General features: G+C 72.9%; 18 protein-coding genes. 10 read left to right on the top strand and 8 right to left on the bottom strand.

Annotated features, from left to right (window positions below):
• Entirely contained in the window at window positions 1–222 is a 222-nt protein-coding gene (locus ACLJOU_RS22555; protein ID WP_410569633.1) for an acyl-CoA carboxylase epsilon subunit, read from the top strand.
• Window positions 223–286: 64 nt separating this feature from the next.
• Here the strand turns inward: ACLJOU_RS22555 and ACLJOU_RS22550 are convergent, their stop codons facing one another.
• Window positions 287–472 (bottom strand): hypothetical protein, encoded by a 186-nt coding sequence (locus ACLJOU_RS22550; protein ID WP_410569632.1) that lies wholly within the window; start codon window positions 470–472, stop codon window positions 287–289.
• Window positions 473–650: 178 nt separating this feature from the next.
• On the opposite strand from ACLJOU_RS22550, the gene ACLJOU_RS22545 reads away from it, so the two are divergent.
• The 6 genes from ACLJOU_RS22545 (at window position 651) to ACLJOU_RS22520 (ending at window position 4,404) form a co-directional block, all read left to right on the top strand.
• Window positions 651–809 carry a hypothetical protein gene (locus tag ACLJOU_RS22545; protein ID WP_410569631.1) on the top strand — a complete coding sequence of 53 codons (159 nt, stop codon included), beginning with the start codon at window positions 651–653 and terminating at the stop codon, window positions 807–809.
• Window positions 810–922: 113 nt separating this feature from the next.
• Window positions 923–1,249 carry a DUF6235 family protein gene (locus ACLJOU_RS22540; RefSeq protein WP_410569630.1) on the top strand — a complete coding sequence of 109 codons (327 nt, stop codon included), beginning with the start codon at window positions 923–925 and terminating at the stop codon, window positions 1,247–1,249.
• 329 nt (window positions 1,250–1,578) lie between these two features.
• Window positions 1,579–2,064, top strand: a complete 486-nt coding sequence (locus ACLJOU_RS22535) for a DUF6423 family protein (protein ID WP_410569705.1) — start codon at window positions 1,579–1,581, stop codon at window positions 2,062–2,064.
• Between the two features lie 31 nt (window positions 2,065–2,095).
• The gene (locus ACLJOU_RS22530) at window positions 2,096–3,436 is read left to right on the top strand and encodes an FAD-dependent oxidoreductase (RefSeq protein ID WP_410569629.1); all 1,341 of its coding nucleotides are present in this window, start codon (window positions 2,096–2,098) and stop codon (window positions 3,434–3,436) included.
• Entirely contained in the window at window positions 3,429–3,887 is a 459-nt protein-coding gene (locus ACLJOU_RS22525) for a DUF6187 family protein (protein ID WP_410569628.1), read from the top strand. Before ACLJOU_RS22530 ends, ACLJOU_RS22525 begins: the two co-directional genes overlap by 8 nt.
• Window positions 3,859–4,404 carry a carboxymuconolactone decarboxylase family protein gene (locus tag ACLJOU_RS22520; RefSeq protein ID WP_410569627.1) on the top strand — a complete coding sequence of 182 codons (546 nt, stop codon included), beginning with the start codon at window positions 3,859–3,861 and terminating at the stop codon, window positions 4,402–4,404. Before ACLJOU_RS22525 ends, ACLJOU_RS22520 begins: the two co-directional genes overlap by 29 nt.
• A 46-nt stretch (window positions 4,405–4,450) precedes the next feature.
• On the opposite strand, the gene ACLJOU_RS22515 is transcribed toward ACLJOU_RS22520, so the two are convergent.
• Window positions 4,451–5,824 carry a cation:proton antiporter gene (locus tag ACLJOU_RS22515; RefSeq protein WP_410569626.1) on the bottom strand — a complete coding sequence of 458 codons (1,374 nt, stop codon included), beginning with the start codon at window positions 5,822–5,824 and terminating at the stop codon, window positions 4,451–4,453.
• A gap of 233 nt (window positions 5,825–6,057) precedes the next feature.
• On the opposite strand from ACLJOU_RS22515, the gene ACLJOU_RS22510 reads away from it, so the two are divergent.
• Window positions 6,058–6,450, top strand: coding sequence for a neocarzinostatin apoprotein domain-containing protein (locus ACLJOU_RS22510; RefSeq protein WP_410569625.1), 393 nt, complete (start codon window positions 6,058–6,060; stop codon window positions 6,448–6,450).
• 86 nt (window positions 6,451–6,536) lie between these two features.
• Here the strand turns inward: ACLJOU_RS22510 and ligA are convergent, their stop codons facing one another.
• The 3 genes from ligA to ACLJOU_RS22495 form a co-directional block, all read right to left on the bottom strand.
• Complete coding sequence (ligA, locus tag ACLJOU_RS22505) at window positions 6,537–8,651, bottom strand: NAD-dependent DNA ligase LigA (protein WP_410569624.1); 2,115 nt, start codon at window positions 8,649–8,651, stop codon at window positions 6,537–6,539.
• A 148-nt stretch (window positions 8,652–8,799) separates the two neighbouring features.
• On the bottom strand, window positions 8,800–9,276 hold the full coding sequence (locus ACLJOU_RS22500; RefSeq protein WP_410569623.1) for an SgcJ/EcaC family oxidoreductase: 477 nt from the start codon (window positions 9,274–9,276) through the stop codon (window positions 8,800–8,802).
• A 23-nt stretch (window positions 9,277–9,299) separates the two neighbouring features.
• Window positions 9,300–9,767 carry an SgcJ/EcaC family oxidoreductase gene (locus ACLJOU_RS22495; RefSeq protein WP_410569622.1) on the bottom strand — a complete coding sequence of 156 codons (468 nt, stop codon included), beginning with the start codon at window positions 9,765–9,767 and terminating at the stop codon, window positions 9,300–9,302.
• 225 nt (window positions 9,768–9,992) lie between these two features.
• Here ACLJOU_RS22495 and ACLJOU_RS22490 point away from each other — a divergent pair, with 225 nt between their 5' ends.
• Both ACLJOU_RS22490 and tpx read left to right on the top strand, forming a co-directional pair.
• Entirely contained in the window at window positions 9,993–10,448 is a 456-nt protein-coding gene (locus tag ACLJOU_RS22490; protein WP_410569621.1) for an SgcJ/EcaC family oxidoreductase, read from the top strand.
• A gap of 12 nt (window positions 10,449–10,460) precedes the next feature.
• Window positions 10,461–11,000, top strand: coding sequence for a thiol peroxidase (tpx, locus tag ACLJOU_RS22485; RefSeq protein WP_410569620.1), 540 nt, complete (start codon window positions 10,461–10,463; stop codon window positions 10,998–11,000).
• A gap of 221 nt (window positions 11,001–11,221) precedes the next feature.
• Here the strand turns inward: tpx and ACLJOU_RS22480 are convergent, their stop codons facing one another.
• The 3 genes from ACLJOU_RS22480 to ACLJOU_RS22470 all read right to left on the bottom strand — a co-directional run bounded on the left by ACLJOU_RS22480 (window position 11,222) and on the right by ACLJOU_RS22470 (window position 19,219).
• A complete protein-coding gene (locus ACLJOU_RS22480; RefSeq protein WP_410569619.1) occupies window positions 11,222–12,880 on the bottom strand; it encodes a (2,3-dihydroxybenzoyl)adenylate synthase in 1,659 nt (552 codons plus the stop codon).
• Window positions 12,877–18,081 (bottom strand): type I polyketide synthase, encoded by a 5,205-nt coding sequence (locus ACLJOU_RS22475; protein ID WP_410569618.1) that lies wholly within the window; start codon window positions 18,079–18,081, stop codon window positions 12,877–12,879. The genes ACLJOU_RS22480 and ACLJOU_RS22475 overlap by 4 nt, the downstream gene beginning before the upstream one ends.
• 97 nt (window positions 18,082–18,178) lie before the next feature.
• Window positions 18,179–19,219 carry a methyltransferase gene (locus tag ACLJOU_RS22470; RefSeq protein WP_176171944.1) on the bottom strand — a complete coding sequence of 347 codons (1,041 nt, stop codon included), beginning with the start codon at window positions 19,217–19,219 and terminating at the stop codon, window positions 18,179–18,181.
• Window positions 19,220–19,434: the final 215 nt, after the last annotated feature.

The raw sequence follows: 19,434 nt of genomic DNA, 5'->3' as shown, positions 1-19,434 counted from the left end.
ATGGCAGCAACCGAGCCCGCCGGCCCCCGGCTGAGGGTGGTCCGCGGCCTGCCCGACGACGCCGAGCTGGCGGCGGTGATCGCGGCCCTGCTGGCGGTGTCGGCCGCGCCGGCTCCGGCGCCGCCGGAGCCGGCGCGTTCGGCCTGGGCCGCCCCGGCGGCCCGGTGGGACGCGCAACCGGCGGGGCCGGACTCCTGGCGGCTGTCCGGCCTTCCCCGCTGACCCGGCGGCCCGTCCCGCCCGGAGGGAACCGCCGCACGGGGCGGGCGCGGGCGCGCCGGCCCGGTCAGGCCGCGTCGTCCAGCTCGAAGGCGTCGTAGGCGTCGAACTCGTCGCTGTCCCAGACCGGCAGCCGCCGGGGACGGGGGTGCACCGGACGGGTTCCTTCGCTCACCCGATCGGTCCGGATCGGCGCTCGGCCGTCGTGTCCGGTCTCGGCTTCGGTGAAGATCTCCTGAGGAGGCTCGGTCATCGTGCACCTCGGTGGTCGTGGCGGGCTCCGGCTCGTCCAGTGCACCGCGGTGGGGCGCCGTCGTGCGTCTCGCCCGCTGCGGACCGGGTTTCGATCGGTCCGTCAGCCGGGCGCGACGGCACCTCGACCCCGCAGGCGCACCATGGACGGCGGCCAGGAGTGAGACGGAGGTACAGCGATGACCGTTCCCCAGATCCGGAACGACCGCGAACTGATCGAAGAAGCGCTGGGTGTTCCCGCGCCCCGCACCGCCCTCGAGGCGGTGCCCGTCGCGCCGGCCGAAGCGCCGGTGCAGCGCGAGTACGTCGCCGACACGATCATCCTGGGCTACAACTGATCCCGGCCGGGAGGCCGCAAGATCCGAGATGCCGCCGGGTGCCGGAAACAGTCAGAATGGAAGCTGTTTCGCTCTCGGTTCGCCGCGCTCGGTAGGGAGGCCAGCGGATGGCTATGCACCTCCGGCTCGCGGCGGGTGTCGAGCTGATCGACGAATGGGCGGAATCGGCTACCCAAGCGGAGCGGAATGTTCTCTACGAAGCTTTGTTCGCCATCGGCGACGGTTCCGTGTTTCTCATTTACGACGTTTTCGGCGACCCGGATGACATTTCCAATTTCATGGTCATGGTCAAGGCCGATCTGCTGGTGAAGATCAACGTCCAGCGCGCCGAATCGTCGTTCGACGTCCTCTACGTCGGCGCCCTCGACGACGGCGCGACGGCGAACGCCGCCGAGATCGCGGCCGAACTCGCCGCCGACGCCGACGCCGACGAGGCCTGACGTCGCCGGCTGACATCGCCGCCTGGCATCGCCGCCTGACACCGCCGCCTGACACCGCCGCCCGACATCGCCGCCTGATCGCCATTCCGCGTAACCCCGCTGCCCCGAACGGCCGCATTCGCGGTGCGCGGGCGGCCGCAGCCGCGTGCCCGTATGGCCCTTCGAATGTGCATTCGTCATCTTGACGTCCGGCCGGGCCGTGTGAAATTCTCGGGCTTGTTCGCAGTTCATGGGGGCTCTCGGGGGCAAAATAAGGAGGCTGCGCGATGACGTCACCGGAATTCGCGGGATTGGACGTTTCCGGCCGGGTGCGGGCACGGGACATCCAGATGGCGGGCGTCGCCGACGTCCGCCGCCGGGTGCTGATGATCTCCGGCGCCATCGACACGTCGGACCACGACGTCTCGGTCACCGTCAACCTGCCGGAGCCGGGGCGCTGGCAGGTCATCAAGTCCGAGACGAACCTGACCGACCAGACGTGGGTCGCGATGCAGGTCGTGATGGACGACGAGTCGACTTTCGTCAACGACCCGGAAACGCTCGTCATGTCACGGCAGTTCTCGAAGTCGTTCATGACCCCCGACCAGCGGCGGCTGACCTTCTACGGCGGCGAAGTCCGGCCCGGCGAGGCCGTGCTCAAGGTCTACGAGATGGAGACGAGCGCGCGCAAGCCGGCGTACTCCTACTCGCGGTACAGCCCGATCGCGACCGACAGCATGGAGCAGTCCCAGCAGACGCTGGAGGAGCTCGTCCAGAACGGGATGGCACGGCGGCCGATGGTCGAGGTCATCGTCCCGGTCACCGTGATCGGCTGACCCGGGTGCCGTCCGGACGCGGGGGGACCCGGTGACCACCTTCATCCCCGGCCCGCACCTGCTGGAGTCGCCCCGGGGACGTGACTGGCCGCGGTTGCCGGCCGCGCCCGCGCCCGTGCGCGAGCCGGCGCCGCCGTCGCGGGCCGACGTCGTCGTCGTGGGCGCCGGCCCGGCCGGGCTGGCCGTGGTTTCGGCGCTCTGGCACCACGGCGTCTCCGACGTCGTCGTGCTCGACCGCGGCGGCCGGCCGTGCCGCCGGTTCTTCGACCGGGTCGACCTGCTCGGCCAGCGGGTGCTGCGCTCGCCGTACGAGCACCACCCGGGCGTCGAGGGTTACCGCGACTGCGAGCTGCTGGACTTCGCCCGGCTGCACTGGTCGCGGCTGACGCCGGTCGAGCGCCGGGAAGTCCGGATGGCGCAGGCCGGGCACCGCTCGGTCGTGCCGGTGGACGTCTTCGAGGCCTACTGCGACCACCTGGTCGCCACCCACGACGTGGCCGGGCGGACGTGGCGGGCCACGGTCCGCGACGTCCGGCCGGGGGGCTCCGACGTCACCGTCCGGACCGACCGGGGCACCGTCACCGCCCGGCACGTCGTCCTCTGCCCGGGTGAGGAGCGCCGCGAGGCGCCGCGCGAATGGTGGGGTGGCGGCGCCGCCCCGTCGGGGGTGCGGTACTGGGACGAGCGGCCGCCGCCGGGTGGTGAACGCCAGGTGGTGGTGGGTGCCGGCCTGACCGCGGCGCACCTGATCTCGAACGCGCTGGCGGCCGGTCGCCGGGTGCACTGGGTGATCCGGGAGCCGGGCGAGCGCTACCAGTGCGCGGACGTCAACTCGAAGTTCTTCCGGCCCGAGGGCCGCGCCCGGGTCGGCAACGTCGGCTGGGACGACCGGCTGGGGCTGCTGGCGCAGTTCCGGCGGGCCTCGATCATGTTCGAGTTCCGCCCGCTGCTGGAGCGGGCCGAAGCCGAAGGGCGCCTGGTGGTGCACCGCGGGGCGGCGGTCACCGGGGTGGCGGCCGCGACCGGGGGCACGGTGGCCGTGCGGCTGGCCGGCGGGCAGCGGGTCGGCGGCGACTGCGTCGTGCTCGCGCTGGGCACGACGCCGGAGACGGGCCGCGGGCTGCTGCCCGAGGACGTCGTCGGCGAACGCGACGGCTGGCCGGCGCTCGACGAGCGGACGCTCGCCTACACCCACGCGCCGCGGGTGTCCGTGGTCGGCGCGGCCGCGGGCATGGTGCTCGGGCCGGCGGCCCGCAACATCGACGGGCACCGCGTCGCCACCGCCCGCGTCGCCGAGGCGATCGCGCGCGGGGTGCGGGGCGGGCCGCTCGCCGCCGCGCCCGTCCGGACCGAGGTGGGAGCCGGTGTCTGAGCAGGAACCGTACGACTCGCGCTTCACCCTGCCCGACGTCGACGCCTGGCCCGAGACCGAGGCCGGGGTGATCCTGCTGGGCCTGGAACCGGACCGGCTGCTCGCCGGGCTCGGGTTCGCGGCGCTCGCCGACGACCCGGCGATGGTCACCCAGGTCGTCGACCAGGCCCGGCACGGCGTCTTCGCCGCGGACCTGGCCGGGCTGGCCGAAGCCGGGGTGGCCCGGTGGCGGGCGCTGCGGCCGGCGCTCGCGGCCGTGCCGGGGCGCCCGGCCGTGGGCGCGCTGCGGCAGGAGTGGGCGAACTCGGCCGACCTGGTGGCGGTCGCGGTACCGGGCACCGGGCCGGCCGCGCTGGCGTACCTGACGGCCTGCTGGATCCGCCGGGACGAAATCGACCGGCTCGCCGAGGGAAAGGAACCCGATGTCCTACCTGAAGTCGCTGCCGGCTGAAACGACGCTGCTCCAGGTGTTCCAGGCCTACCCCGGGCCGGCGCGTCACCTGCTCGCGTTCCACGAAACGCTGCTGCGCGGCGAATCGCCGTTCACGGCGGGGGAGCGGGAAATGATCGCCGCCTACGTTTCCGGGGTGAACAGCTGCGGCTACTGCCACGGCATCCACACCGTGACGGCCGAGGCGTTCGGCGTGCCGGAAGGCGTGCTGGCGGCGGCCGTGGCGGACCTGGAAAGCGCTCCCGTGGACGACAAGCTGAAGCCGGTGCTGGCCTACGTGGGCAAGCTGACGCGCACGCCGTCGAAGATGACCGAGGCCGACGCCGAAGCCGTGTTCGCGGCGGGCTGGGACGAGCGGGCGCTGCACGACGCGGTGCTCGTGTGCGCATTGTTCAACTTCATGAACCGGATGGTCGAGGGCCTCGGCATCGAGGCGGACGCGGCGTACACGACGACGTCCGGCGAGCGGCTGGCCGAAGGCGGCTACGCCGGGCTTTCCGGTCTGCTGGCCGGTTGACGGAACGGCCGTCACCACCGCTGGTGGTGACGGCCGTTCCGGGTGCTCAAGCCGCTTCGCGCCGGGCGATGTCCGGAGCCGGCCCCGCGGAGTCCACTGTAGACAGCCGGTGGCCCAGCCAGTCTTCGTGGTCGAGCAGCCGCAGCCGCTCGTCCTCGGTGCGCGCCACGCGCCGCATCGACAGCCGCAGCAGCGGCGGCGCCATCACCGACGTGACGATCGCGACGAGGACCACCATCGTGTAGGTGGCCGTGTTGAGCACGCCGAGCCGCAGGCCGGTCAGCGCCACGATCACCTCGATCACACCGCGGGAGTTCATCCCCGCGCCGAGCGCCAGCCCCTCCCAGCGGCTGAGCTTGCTCACCCGGGCGCCGGTGTACGCGCCGACGAACTTGCCGACGACGGCGAGGGCGAGCAGGGCGAGCGCGGCCGAGGCGGTGGCCGGGTGCCACAGCGCCGTCAGATCCATCCGGAGCCCGGCCGTGGCCAGGAAGAGGGGCGCCAGCACGGAAAGCACCACCGTGCGCAGCGGCGCCAGCTTCGGCTGCGCCGACCGCGACCGCGCGATCAGGATGCCGCCGACGAACGCGCCGAACACCGGCTCCATGCCGAGGCTCTGCGTGGCGGCGCCGAACGCCAGCAGGATGATGACCGCCATGGCGACCGCCGGGCCCGGCTCCGGGCGGCGGGCGGCCAGGTCCATCAGCCTGCGTACCAGGACACGGCCCACGGTTCCGGCCAGCGCCACGAACCCGGCCAGGTAGCCGACCGAAAGCGAGACGACGCCGGCCGTCACGCCGACCGTGGCCGCCGCGGAGACCACCGACAGCAGCAGCCAGCCGACCGCGTCGTCGACCATGCCGGCCGCCAGGGTCAGCTGGCCGATGTTGCGGTGCAGCAGGCGCATGTCGGTGAGCGTCTTGGCGATCACCGGAATGGCCGTCACGCACATGGCGACCCCGATGAAGAGCGCGAACACCCAGCGGCTGGAGTTGCCGCCGAGCAGGGAGCCGGGCAGCACGAACCCGAGCGCGATGCCCAGCCCCAGCGGCAGCAGCAGCCCGAAGAGGCTGACGGTCGCCGCGACCCGGCCCTGGCGGCGCAGGATGTTCGGGTCGAGGTGGGTGCCGGTGATGCCGACCAGCAACAGGACGGCGAACTGGCCGACGGCGTCGATCAGGTGGATCTGCTCGGGCGGCTGCGCGGGCAGCAGCCAGTGCGAGATGCCGGGCGCGACGTGGCCCAGCAGGGTCGGGCCCAGCAGCATGCCGGTCACGAGCTCGCCGACCACCGACGGCAGCCCGAAGCGCTCACCGAGGCGGCCGAGCAGCTTGGCCAGGCTCAACAGGACCAGCAGGCCCAGCAAGAAGAGCAGCAAGGGGTGCGGCGCGATCGGCGCCACGGGAGCGGCAAGATGCATGGTCGACCTCCACGAGTACTCGTCAGTCGAATTGTTTCCGGAGGCCCCGCCGCCGGCGTCTCGATCCATGCGAATTTCAGGAGTTCCCCATGCGGTTCACCGGATTCCCGCGCAGGCGGCGAGCCCGCCGTAGGATGCGGGCAGGGGTCCACCTTTCTCCGAATCGCACCTCCGAATCACACCTCAATGAGGGGAGTTTCCCGATGGGTACGAAAATCCGCAGACTCGCGACCGTGGTGGCGGCGGCCGCCGGGGTCGTGGCCGCGTCCGCGTCGACCGCGTCCGCCGCGGCGCCGGTCCGCCTGTTCGCGGCACCGACGTTTGCCTTGTCCGCCAACGCCACGGTGGCCGCCGTGGTCACCGGCCTGCCCGCGAACGGCACGTTCTGGGTCGGCGAATGCGGCTGGGTGCCGACGGGCTGCGCCGGCAACCCGGCGACGGTCGTGGAAGTCCACAGCGACGCGAAAGGCGTCGCGTTCACCACGATCGTGGCGCAGAAAGTGTACGTCGGAAATATCGGCGACGGCGTGGACGTGACGGTGGACTGCGCCGCGGTGCAGTGCACGCTGGGCGTTTACGACGCTTCCATCACCGCGTTCGATCGCGTCGACATCCATTTCCGCTGACCCGCGCGCGGCACCGCCCCGAACCACCGTCCGGACGCACCGGCGACCGGAAGTGGCCGAGGGCGGTGCTGCGGCCGGCGCGGAGGTCAGGAGGCGAGGATGCGCGCGGCGCGCTCGCGGTCGCCGTCCTCGTGCGCGGACAGCAGGTCCGCGAGCCGCTCCGCGGGCAGGATCCGGATGCCCAGCTGCGCCGCCTTGTCCGCCTTGCTCCCGGAGCCTTCCCCGACGACGACCAGGTCCGTCTTCGCCGACACCGACCCGGACGCCGTGCCGCCGAGCCGTTCGACGGCCTGGTTGCCTTCGTCGCGGTTCTTCAGTCCGGGGACGGCACCGGTGACCACGACCCGCATCGGCGAACCGTCGGGCTTGCGCAGGGGCAGCACGGCCGCCGTATCCGCCGCAGCCGCGGGCCGGGTGGCGTCCGGCTCGGTCATGGTGAGCCCGCGGGCCTCGAGCTTCGCGATGACGCCGGCCAGCTCGGCCAGCTCGCCCGCGATCGTCTCGGCGCGTTCCCGGCCGACGCCTTCGACCTGCTGCAGCTGCTCGGGGGTGGCCGCGAGCAGCGCGTCCATCGAGCCGAAGTGCCGGGCCAGCCGCCGCGACACCGCGCGCCCCGCCATCCGGATGCCGAGCCCGGTCAGCAGGCTCGACAGCGGGCGCGCCTTCGTGGCCGCGATCGCCGTGACGAGCTTGCCGCCGGAGATTTCGCCGAGGCCGTCGAGGGCCGCGAGCCGCGGCACGTCGAGGTCGTACAGATCGGCCGGGTCGGCGACCAGTCCCTCGGCCACCAGCAGGTCGATGATCTTGCCGCCCAGGCCCTCGATGTCCATCGCCTCGCGCGTGGCGTAGTGCGCCAGGATCTTCCGCGCGCCGCAGGTCCGGCCGCCGGTGCAGCGCCAGCGCGTCTGCGAACGGTCGATCTCCGAGCCGCAGTCCGGGCACACCTCGGGCGGGGTGAACGGCTGGGCGCCTTCGGGCCGTTCGTCGAGCTTGGCGCCGGTGATCTCGGGGATCACGTCGCCCGCCCGGCGGACGAACACGGTGTCGCCGACGCGGACGTTGCGCCGCTGCAGGTCGTCGAAGTTGTGCAGGGTGGCCGAGACGACCTTGACGCCGTCGATGAACACCGGCTCGAGCGTGGCGACCGGGGTGATCACGCCGGTGCGGCCGACCTGGACGTCGATCGCGAGCAGCTTGGTGCTGCGGGTGTCGGCGGGGAACTTCACGGCCACGCCCCAGCGCGGCGCCTTCGTCGACGCCCCGGCGGCTTCGCGGTCTTCGGGCCGGTCGGCCTTGATGACCACGCCGTCGACGCCGAAGGCGAGTGCCCCGCGCAGGTCCCGGATCTCCGCGACCGCCGCTTCGATCTCCTCGGCGCTCCGGCAGACCTTCAGCGCCGGCTTGCCGCCCGACGTCGTCGCGACGCCGAGTTCTTCCAGCTGCCGCATGGCTTCCGAGTGGGTGCCGTCGTCGGCGAGGCCCTGCACGGCGTAGGCGACGAACGAAAGCGGCGCGGAGTAGGCGCGGTCGACCGCGCGCAGCGTCCCGGCCGCGGCGCTGCGCGGGTGCGCGAAAGCCGGTTCGCCGTGCCCGGTGCGCAGCTCGTTGGCCGTGCGGAAGTCCTCGTCGGTCATGAACACCTCGCCGCGGACCTCGATCGTCCGCGGGGACGAGAGCTTGGCGGGCAAACCCTTGGCCAGGATCGCCCGGGTGGTGACGTCTTCGCCCATCGTGCCGGTGCCGCGGGTGAGGACGAGGGTGAGCCGGCCGCGGGAGTAGCGCGCCGCGACGGCGAGGCCGTCCAGCTTCGGCTCCACCGTGTAGGCCGTGACCGGGTGACCGAGGACGCGCTCGAGGCGCGTGGCCCACTTCCGCAGCGACTCGCTGTCGAAGACGTTGTCCAGGCCCAGCATCGGTGTGCTGTGCGGGACTTCGGTGCCCGGCGCCACACCCGCGCCGACGGCTTCGGTCGGGGTGTCCGCGGGCTTCCACGCCGGGTGCGCGGTCTCCGTCGCGATCGCGCGGGCCAGCAGGGCGTCGTAGGTGTCGTCGTCCATGACGACGTCCGGGCCGGCGTAGTAGGCGGCCGCGGCGGCGCGGATCTCGGCGAGCGCCTTCTCGTAGCTCGCGACGGACGGGAACGGCTTCGCCTTCGCCGGGTCGACGGGTGCCCCGGTGCCGGGGGGAAGTTCCGTGGTCATCGGGATCCCTCGCTCGTCGGCCGTCGGCGGGGCCGGACGACCCCGCCTGGGACGCTAGCCCCGGCGGCGCCGCCCGCCATCTCCCAAAATGCCGTGAAGGCCTCCCGGCCCGCGCCGGGCGCGGGCGAGGAGGCCTTCACGGACTTCGTCAGCCCTTGACCGGGCTGCTCTGGTGCGAGAACAGGCTCAGGTCGCCCTCGCCGTTGCGGACGACGACCCAGACGGCCCGGATCTGGTTCTCCGGCGCGATCTCGGACTCACCGGCGCGGATGATGCCGCCCTCGGTGATCGCGATCGCGATGCCCGGCTCGAGGAACTTGACCTCCAGCGGCCAGCCGTGGACGTGGGCGCCCTTCAGCGGCCCGGCGAACCCGGTCCGCATGTAGCCGCGGATCTCGTCGCGGCTGGTGAGCTGGTTGTCCTGCAGCAGCAGGCTGCCGTCGGCGGTGAAGACGTCGGCGAACTTGTCGGCGTCGTTCCGCAGCCAGGCGTCCTGGATGCGCTGCGGCACGGTGAGGACGGCCTTTTCGTCCGCGCTGGTGAAATCGCGGTAGAAGGAGGTGTCCTCCTCGACGCCGTGCGCGGCGAGGATCGCGGTGGCATCGCCCCACGAAGTGTTCGGCACAATGATCTCCCGGGTGGTTTCGGTTACCAGCGGAGCGTCGCGCCGGCGCCGCGCGGGCTGTTCTGGTACACGGCCAGCTGCCATTCGTTGTCGCGCTTGACGACGACCCAGGTCGAGCGGACGGCGAGCTCTTCGTCGATCTCGGTCTCGCCCGGCGCGAGGATGCCGCCGTGCGTGCGGATCAGCGCGACGGTGTCCGAGACGAACCGGAGGTTGACCGGCTTGCCCGTGACGCCGGTGCCCTTGAACGGACCGGCGTACGCGGCGGCCATGAAGGCGCCGATCTCGTCGCGGCCCTTCTTCAGCACGTCGCCGGGCAGGATGAGGATGCCGTCCTCGGTGAAGGCCTTGGCGACGCCGTAGCCGTCGTTCTTGCTCCAGGCGGCGATCAGGCGCAGGGGGACGTCGAGGGCTTCCCTTTCCCTTTCGGAGGTGAAGGGCCCGTAGTAGTCGTCCAGCCTGGCCTGTTCGTCAGAAGTGGGTGCGGACACTGTTGCTTCTCCTTCGATCGGTCGGCCAACCAACGGCGGGGTTACGATCGGCCCATACGGCGTTCATGGTCACACGCGGCCCGGCGCCGCGACCTCTCCTGAGTTGCCGGTCCTGCCCGGTGTTTTCGCGCCGTGTTCGCGCAGGAGAGGAGATGCCGGGCGGCCCCGGTTCCCGGAATCCTGGCCACGGAGATTCGAGCCACATCGTCTGCCAAGGAGAGCCGGATGTCCGAGAAGGCTTCGTCCCTCGTCGCGGGGGCCAAACAGTGGGCCACCTACTACGGGAAGTTCACCCAGGGTGAGGAGAGCGCCGCGGTGACCGCCCAGCTGCGCGCCCGTGCCGCGTGGGACGCGAACGACGCCGGCGCGTTCGCCGAGTCGTTCGCCGAGAACGGCAGCATCCTCGTCGATGACGAGCAGATCAACGGCCGGGACGCGATCCGGGCGTTCTTCACCGACGCCTTCGGGGCCACGCTGTCGGGCACCAAGCTGGTCACCGAGCCGATCGAGGTCAAGGTGCTCGAGCCGGGCGTCGCGGTGGTCATCACCGACGGCGGCGTGCTGTACGACGGCGAGACGACGGTCCCGGCCGAGCGCACGGTCCGCGGCACGTGGGTGGTGGCGCAGCTCGACGGCGAGTGGCGCCTGGTTTCCCAGCAGACCAGCCCGGTCAAGGGCTGAGGGGGAACCGGGATGACTGAACGCACGGGCGTCGTGACCTTCCGCGGCAACCCGGTGACGTTGCTGGGCCCGGAGATCGCCGTCGGCGACCAGGCACCGGACTTCACGGCGCTGGGCAACAACCTGGCCCCGGTCCGGTTCTCCGAGCTGAGCGGGACGCGGGTGATCTCGGTCGTCCCCTCGCTGGAGACGCCGGTGTGCGACCTGCAGACCCGCCGGTTCAACGAAAGCGTGGCGCGGCTGGGCGAGGCATCGGTGCTGACGGTGTCGGTGGACCTTCCGTTCGCCCAGGCCCGCTGGTGCGGTGCGGCGGGCGTCGAGGGCGTCCGCACGCTGTCCGACCACCGCGACCTGTCGTTCGGCCTGGCGTACGGCGTGGTGATCAAGGAGTTCCGCCTGCTGGCCCGAGCGGTGTTCGTGGTGGACGCGACCGGAACGGTGGTCCACGCGGAGTACGTCCCGGAGGTGGGCCGGGAGCCGAACTTCGACGCGGCGATCGTCGCCGCGCAAGGAGCCGAAAACGCGCGCCGCACGGACGGCCGCGCCGCCTGACCGTCCGAAAGGGACGGTCGCCCGCGAGGGCCGCCGTTCGGGTTCCCCTGTACCCGAGCGGCGGCCCTCGCCTTGTGCTGTCCGCGATCGGGAGCCGGCGCGCCTCGGAAGCGCCGGAAGCGTGTGGTGGCCCGGGAACGGGCAAAGCCCCCGGCGGGACCGGGACGTGAGTCCCGGGCCGCCGAGGGCTCCGGTTTCCGTTTCCTCGAGCCGAGTTCCCGTCAAGCGGCGCGGGGCGCCGCGTCGATCCGGGACAGCAGCACCTTGAGCGCCTTCTTGTCCGCCTTGCCGACCGCGGTGTGCGGGAAGGCGTCCAGCACCTCGAGCCGCTCCGGGATCTTGAACGCCGCCAGCCCGCGCTCGGTCAGGAACCGGGCGATCTCCGCCAGCGACAGCGAACACCCGCCGTGGAAGCGGACGAACACGCAGACCCGCTCGCCGTACACCGGGTCCGGGGTGGGGACCGCCGCGACCTCGGCCACCTCCGGCAGCTCCTGGATCAGCGTCTCGACCTCGCCGGCCGAGATCTTCTCGCCGCCGCGGTTGATGAGGTCCTTGACGCGGCCGCACACCACCGCGTAGCCCTCCGGCGTGATGCGCACCAGGTCGCCGGTGCGGAACCAGCCGTCTTCGGTGAACGACAGCTTGTTCTGCTCCGGCACCCCGTAGTACCCGCGAGGCGTCCCCGGCCCCCGGGTCAGCAGCTCACCCTCACCGCCCGGGGGCACCGGCCGCCCGTCCTCGTCGACGACCAGCAGTTCGTCGAACGGGCTGACCGGCGGCCCCTGGGTGCCGAAGGCCAGCTCGTCGGGAGCGTCCGGGGGTGTGTAGCAGACCAGCCCCTCGGCCATCCCGTAAACCTGCTGCAGCCGGCACCCGAGCGAGCGCGCCATCCGCTCGGCGATCTCGGGGGCGAGCATCGACCCGCCGACGTGGACGTACCGCAGGCTCGCCAGATCGGGCTTCGCGGCCGCGGCCGCCTCGACCCACTTCAGCACCACGGCGGGCACCGCGGACGTGGCGGTGACCCGCTCCGCCTCGATGGCGGCGAAAACGGGTTCCGGCCGCGGCGAGGAGGAGAACACCACCCGCCCCCCGGCGTGCAGGGCACCGAAGATCCCCGGACTGGCCAACGGGAAGTTGTGCCCGGCCGGCAGCACCGCGAGGTAGACGGTGCCGGCGTCGAAGGCGCACGCCCGCGCGGTGTGGGTGATGTTGAACAGGTAGTCGTCGTGGGTGCGGCTGATCACCTTGGGCACCCCGGTGGTGCCGCCCGAGAGCAGGAACACCGCGATGTCCGACGGCGCGGGGCCGTGCGCGTCGAGCCACTCCCGCCGCCCGGCGACATCACCGCCGGGATCCATCAGGGCACGGACGTCGACCGCTCCCGGCGCGACGGAGTCGCCCACCACGAGCACCGATGCCGAGGAGGGCAGCGCCGCGCTGACGCGGAAAGCCAGCTCCTGGTGGTCGAAGCCGCGCCAGGTGTCCGGCACGACGAGGCCCTTGGCCCGCACGTGGGCACCGATGGCGGTCAGCTCGTGGTCCCGGTGCGGTGGCAGCATCATCGCCGGAACGACGCCGAGCCGCAGCAGGGCCGCGGTCACGACGACGAACTCCCAGGTGTTCGGCAGCTGCACCAGCACGGTGTCCCCGCGCGACAGCCCGCGTTCCCCCAGCCGCACGGCCAAGGCGTCCGCGCGGACGGCGAGGTCCCGGTAGGTCAGGCGGGTGGTGCCGTCGACGACGGCCTCCCGTGCCCCGTGGTCCTCCGCCCACTCCCACAGGTACGACCCCATCGTCCGGCCCGGCCAGACCCCGGCCGCGCGGTAGGCGTGGGCCAGGTCCGCCGGCCAGGGCACGAAACCGTCGAAACTCATTCGGGTTCCCCCGTCTCCTCGGCCATCCGCTCGGTGAGCAGCGCCGCGACCGCTTCGATCGTCGGCCGGTCCCAGAACAACGTCGCGGGCAGCGCGAACCGGAAGCGCCGCTCGAGCCCGCGCCGGATCCGGACGGTCATCACCGAGTCGAGGCCCATCTCGATCAGCGGCCGCCGGGAGTCCACTTCGGACGCCGCCAGGCCGGTCTCGGCCGCGACGTGCTTGCGGATCTCCTCGATCACCGCCGCCGACAGCTCGGCGCCGGTGAGCCCGGCCCACGGCACGTCGACCAGGTCCGCGGCGGTGGCGCCGGCCGCGGCCTCCTCGGGCAGTTCCGACAGCAGGGCCAGCTTCCGGACGCCGGGCTCCGCCGGCAGCGTCCGCAGCATGACCGCGTACCCGAGGTCGTGCCGGGTCGCGAGGTCCCAGGCCCCGAACGCCTCGGTGACGCTGATGTCGGCCGTGCCGCGGGCGGCGAGCTCGACGTCGATCACCGCGGTGGAGGTCGACATGCCCAGCCCGCGCCACGACGTCCACGCGTAGCTCGCGGCACCCGTGTCACCCGCCGCGCGGCGGTGGGCGGCCAGTGCGTCGAGGAACGCGTTGCCCGCCGCGTAGCTGGTCTGCCCGGGCAGGCCGAGCAGCTGGCCGCACGAGGAGAACAGCACGAAGAAGTCCAGCGAGCCCGGCTCGAACAGGTGGTGCAGGTTCAGCGCGCCCTCGACCTTCGGCCGCATGACGCGGCGCAGCGAGGCTTCGTCGAGCCGGCCGAGCGTGCGGTCGTCGAGCACACCGGCGGCGTGCACGACCCCGCGGAACGGCGGCAGCCCGAGCGCGTCCGGCGAAAGCTTCGCGGCGACGTCGCCGGCGTCGGCGATGTCCACCGCGACGGGCACCACCGTCACCCCGAGCCGTTCCAGCGCGACCACGGACTCGACGGCGCCGATTTCGGCCTCGTCGGTCAGCTCGCCCCACCGGGCGCGCGGCGGGAGCCCGCGGCGGCCCGCGAGCACGATGCGCCGGGCCCCGCGGTCGGCCAGCCAGTACGCGACTTCCAGCCCGAGCGCGCCGAGGCCGCCGGTGATCAGGTAGGTCGCGTGCGGCCGGGCGGCGAGCCGCGGCCGGGCCGGGTCGCCCTCGAGCCGGTGCAGGCGCCCGACCGAGGCCGCGCCGTCGCGGACGACGACGACGTCTTCGCCGCGGATCGTCCGCAGCACCTCGACCAGGCCGGCGATGTCCGCCTCGGACCGTCCGATGTCGACGGTGCCGCCCCAGAGGCCGGGGTGCTCGCCGCCGATCACGCGGCCGACGCCCCACAGCGGGCCGTGGGCGAGCGCGTCGGCCTCGGTGCTTTCGCGGACGCCTTCGGTGAGGCACCAGACCCGGGCCGTCTTCGTCTGCCCGGTCGCGGCGACCCGCTGCGCCGTGCGGGCGAGCAGCCACGAACCTTCCGCGGCGGCGTCGCCGGTCGACCCGGCGGCGGGCACCACGAGCAGCGTGTGGTCCGGGCCGAGCACCCCTTCGGGCAGGCCCTCCGGCGTGGCCGCGACCAGGTGCGCGACCCCGAGCGCGTCGAGGCCGGTGGTGACCCGCCGCAGCACCGGCGAGTCCGGCCCGACCAGCACGAGGTTCCCGGACGGCGCGCCGGCGACGCCCTCGGCGGGGCGCCAGGCCAGCTCGTGCACGACCTGGCGCGGGCTCGTGACCGCACCGGCCTCGCTGTCCAGCACGCCGTACTTGAGCCGCGTCAACCGGCCCACGACGGTGCCGTCGAGGTCGGCGATCTCGACGTCCACGGTGTCGTCGGCGACCACCCGCACGGTCACCTTCGCCCGCGACGGCGACCGTTCGGCGAGCGTGACGCGGTGGATGTGCGCGGGCATCCGCAGGATCGGCGGGCCGCCGAAGGCGACCGAAGCCGCCGACAGCGCACCGTCGAGCAGCGGGGCCCAGGTGGCGGGCGGCTCGTCCGAGCCGGGGTCGGTGTCGACCGTGACGACGAGGGTGCCCTCGCCGCGCCGGATCTCCTCGACCGCCCACGGGAAGCCCATCGCGGCGACGCCGAGGGTGGCGAGCCGGTCGATGACGTACCCGGTGGGCAGGTCTTCGGTGGTCCGCGCCTCCGAGCGCTGGCCGCGGATCGCACCGCCGAACGCGGTGACCGCCGCCGTGGTGTGGGTGACCCAGCCCTTGTCGTCGCCGTCCTCGGCGTTGACGTCCTCGATGATCCGCGAGGACAGCCGGAACGTGCCGTCCTGCAGCACGATCTGGAGGTGCCGCGGCCGCGTCACGCTCACCGGGACGCGCAGCGCGACGTCGGAGAGCTCGTGCCACGCCCCCTTCGCCGACGCCGCGGCGGTGAGGAAGCTGTTGAGCAGCACCGCGGCCGGGATGATCTCGACCTTCCGCACGGGGTGGTCGCCCGGGTACGGCCGCGAGTCGCGGTCGAGGTAGGTCAGCCAGGCCTGGGCCGGGTTCACGCCGTGCACGTTGATCCGGCCGCCGAGCAGCGTGTGGCTGTCGAGGTCGTGCTGCTCGGTGAGGAACGAGCGGCCGACCGAGTCGTCGACCCAGTGCTCCTTGCGCTGCCACGCGGTGGTCGGGAGGTCCGCCAGGGAGCCCTCCGGCCAGTGCGCCGCCCAGTCGACGTGGGCGCCGCCGCAGTGCAGCACGCCGAGGTTCGCCAGCAGGGTCTCGCGCTCGGGCCGGTTGCGCCGCAGGGAGTGCGTGACGACGGCGTCGGTGATGCCCAGCTCGTCGAGGGTCTCGTTGATCGAGTGCTCGACCACCGGGTGCGGGGAGACTTCGACGAACAGCCGGTAGCCGTCCGCCGCCGCGGCCGCGACGGCCTCGGCGAACCGCACGGTGCCGCGCAGGTTCGTGGCCCAGTACGCGCCGTCGCGCGGCGCCTCCGACCGCGGGTCGGCCAGCGCGGTGCTGTACACGGGGATGCCGGCCGGGGCGGGCGGCAGGTCCGCGGCGGCCGCGGCCAGCGACTCCAGCAGCGGGTCCATGTGCGGGCTGTGGAAGGCGACGTCGGAGTCGACCTTGCGCACGGCGAGGCCCTCGGCGGCGAACACCTCGCTCGTCTCCTGCACGGCTTCGATGTCACCGGAGAACACGGTCGACCCGGTGGCGGCGGCGACCGCGACGGCGATGTCGGTGCGGCCGGCGAGGCGTCGGCGCGCCTCTTCCGGCGGCAGGTTCACCATCGCCATCGCGCCCCGGCCGGCCACCTGCCGCAGCAGCACCGAACGGCGGCAGACCAGCCGGGCGCCCTGCTCGAGGGTGAGCATGCCGGCCGTGACGGCCGCGGCGATTTCGCCGACCGAGTGCCCGATCACGGCGTCGGGGTGGACCCCGCGGTCGCGCCACAGCGCGGCCAGCGCGACCTGGACGGCGAAGATCATCGGCTGGATCACGTCGACCGGCTGCGGGGCGTCCGAGGCGATGGTCGCGCGGGCCGAGATCGCCATCTCCGCCTGGAAGATCGGCTCGATCCCGTCGATCACCGCCGCGAAGGCGGGCTCGGTGGCCAGCAGCTCGCGGGCCATGCCGGTCCACTGCGAGCCGTGCCCGGAGAAGACCCAGACGAGGTCCTGGCGCGCGGTCTCCGGCAGCGCGCGCCCGGTGACGCCGCCGGTGCCCGACGCCGCGAACTCGGCGAGCTTCGCGCGCAGCGCCGCGGTGCTGTCGGCCGTCACCGCGGCCCGGAAGGGCAGGTGCTGGCGGCGCCGGGCCAGCGTGTGCCCGACGTCGGCGAGTTCGGTGTCCGGGTGACGCGCCAGCCAGTTCGCCAGCCGCCCGGCGTACTTCGCGACGGCGGCTTCGGTCGCCCCGGACAGCGGCAGGACGTTCGGCCGGCCGGTGCCGTCCGCCTTCGCCTTCGCCGTCGCGGCTCCGGTATCGGGGGCGGCTTCGAGGATGACGTGCGCGATGGTGCCGCCGTAGCCGTAGCCGGACACCCCGGCCCGGCGCGGCGCACCCCGTTGCGGCCACGGCGTGTTTTCGGTGACCACGCGCAGCCCCGAGGTGTCCCACGGGATCTTCGGGTTCGGCGTGGTGAAGTTCAGGCTGGCCGGGATCTCCCCGTGCTGCAGCGCCAGCACGGTCTTGATCACCCCGGCGACCCCGGCGCCCGCTTCCAGGTGCCCGACGTTCGGCTTCACCGAGCCGATCAGGCACGGCGCGTCGGCCGGGCGCCCGGCGCCGAACACCGAGCTCATCGCGCCCGCTTCGAGCGGGTCGCCGACGCTGGTGCCGGTCCCGTGCGCTTCGACGTAGCCGACGGTCGACGGGTCGATGCCCGACGCCTGGTAGGCGCGGCGCATCAGGTGGGCCTGGGCCTCGCCGTTGGGCGCCATGATGCCGTTGGTCTTGCCGTCCTGCTGCACGGCGCTGCCGCGGATGACCGCGAGCACGCGGTCGCCGTCGCGGCGGGCGTCCTCGAGCAGCTTGAGCACGACGATGCCGCCGCCCTCACCGCGGCCGTAGCCGTCGGCCGAGGCGTCGAAGGACTTGCTGCGGCCGTCGCGCGAGGTGGCGCCGGCGGCGTCGAGCACCACCGACAGGCCGGGGCCGGCCATCACGAGGATGCCGCCGGCGAGCGCGACCGGGCACTCGCCGGAGCGCAGGGCCTGGGCGGCCAGGTGGATCGAGACCAGCGACGACGAGCAGGCCGTGTCCACCACCATGCTCGGCCCGCGCAGGTCCAGCGCGTAGGACACCCGGTTCGCGACGGCGCAGAAGGAGCTGCCGATCCCGGTCCAGGCCTCGATCCGCGGCAGGTCCTCCAGCAGCCGGCGCCCGTAGTCGTCGGCGCCGACCCCCATGAACACCCCGGCGTCGGTGCCGCCCAGCGAGCGCGGCGGGATGCCGGCGTGCTCCAGTGCCTCCCACGCCAGCTCCAGGGTGATCCGCTGCTGCGGGTCCATCAGCGCCGCCTCGCGCGGGGTGACGTCGAAGAAGTCGGCGTCGAACTCCTTGACGTTGTCGAGGAACGCACCGCGCTTGGTCACGTCCCGCACCACCGCGGCGTGCTCGCGGCTCTGGCCGGCGTGCCACTCCCAGCGGTCCGCGGGCAGGTCGCCGACGGTGTCGCCACCGTCGCGCAGGAGCGCCCAGAACGCCTCTGGTGACTCGATTCCCGCGGCGAAACGGCAAGCCATTCCGATGATGGCGACGGGTTCGGGGAAGTTCATCGGCCTTCTTTCGTTCGTCCCGCGATCGGCGGGCGCCGGGCAAGGACACCGAAGATCCGGGCGAGCCGGTTCCGGCCCGCCCGGATCGGGGACCGGGCTACTTGTGGCCCACCACCAGGGCGTGGCTGAAGCCGAGGTCGGCGAACCGCTCGACCCGCGAGAACCCGGCGTCGCGCACGGACTTCTCCATGTCCGCCGCCGACCAGGTCATGCCCTCGCCCGAGGCGAGCGCGAGGAAGTACGGCGAAACGAGCCCGCCGGACAGGGAGCCGGTGCCCTCGTCGTTGGAGACGAAGTTGTAGACGAGCACGGTGCCGCCCTCGGGCAGCGCGTCGTAGCACTTGCGGAGCATCTCGGTGTTCCGCTCCAGCGACCAGATCTCGTAGATGTGGAAGTACAGGATCGCGTCGGCGCCCTCCGGCAGCCGGTCGGTGAGCATGTCGCCGGGGTGGAAGTGCACGCGCTTGCGGACCGACGGGTCCTCGATCTTGTCCGCGGCCAGCCGGGTGACGCTCTCCTGGTCGAACACGGTCATCTCGAGCTCGGGGTAGCGCTCGGCCAGCTTGACCGAGTTGGTGCCGTCGCCACCGCCGATGTCGATGGCGTGCTTGACCCCGCTGAAGTCGTAGAGGTCGAGGAACTGGTCGAACGCGCGGTTCGAAGCGTCACCCATGTTGTCGTAGAAGACCTTCTGCAGGTCCGGGGTGGCCGTGAGCTTCGAGTAGAGCGTGTCGCCGGGGCCTTCGAGGTGGCGCAGGCCGACGTTGGTGCTCTGCCGCATCGACTCGGCGAAGTCCACCAGGGTCTTGTTGATGATCTTGTCCTGGATGTCGATGAGCGGGCCGAGGAACCGCTCGCCGTCCTTGAGCAGCTTGCGGCGCACGATCGGGGCGTTGACGAACTTGCCGTCCTTCTTCTCGATCAGCAGCAGGGAGGCCAGGCCGAGCAGCAGGACACGCGCCGGGTACTCCTCGACGCCGAGCGCCTCCGCCGTCTCGGTGACGTCCAGGCCGCCGCTGTCCTCGAGCTTCTGGAACAGGTCGAACTCGAGACCCGTGCGCAGCAGTTCGAACGCGGTGTGGCCGTGGATGAGGATCCGGAGGTAGTCCGCATCCGAGATCGGGACGCTCGTCGCCATGACTTGTGCTCCTTCGCAGGGGATGGGTCGGCCGCCCGGCTCGCCCGCATACGAGGATGAGCGGGGCGAAAACCCGGCGGCGCCTCCATTTCTGCGGTGGGCGTCCCGGGGGTGCCGGGCCGGTCCCCGGGAGCGCACGACGGGAGACGCGGCCCCCAGCGCCCCAATGTGGCCTTGGGTGCGTTGAATCGGCACCGCGGCGCGAAGCGCCTCCG

Origin of the sequence: Amycolatopsis sp. cmx-4-61 (genome assembly GCF_046548775.1) — a bacterium.
GTDB lineage: Bacteria > Actinomycetota > Actinomycetes > Mycobacteriales > Pseudonocardiaceae > Amycolatopsis.
This window is presented reverse-complemented; position numbering and strand designations above follow the sequence as displayed.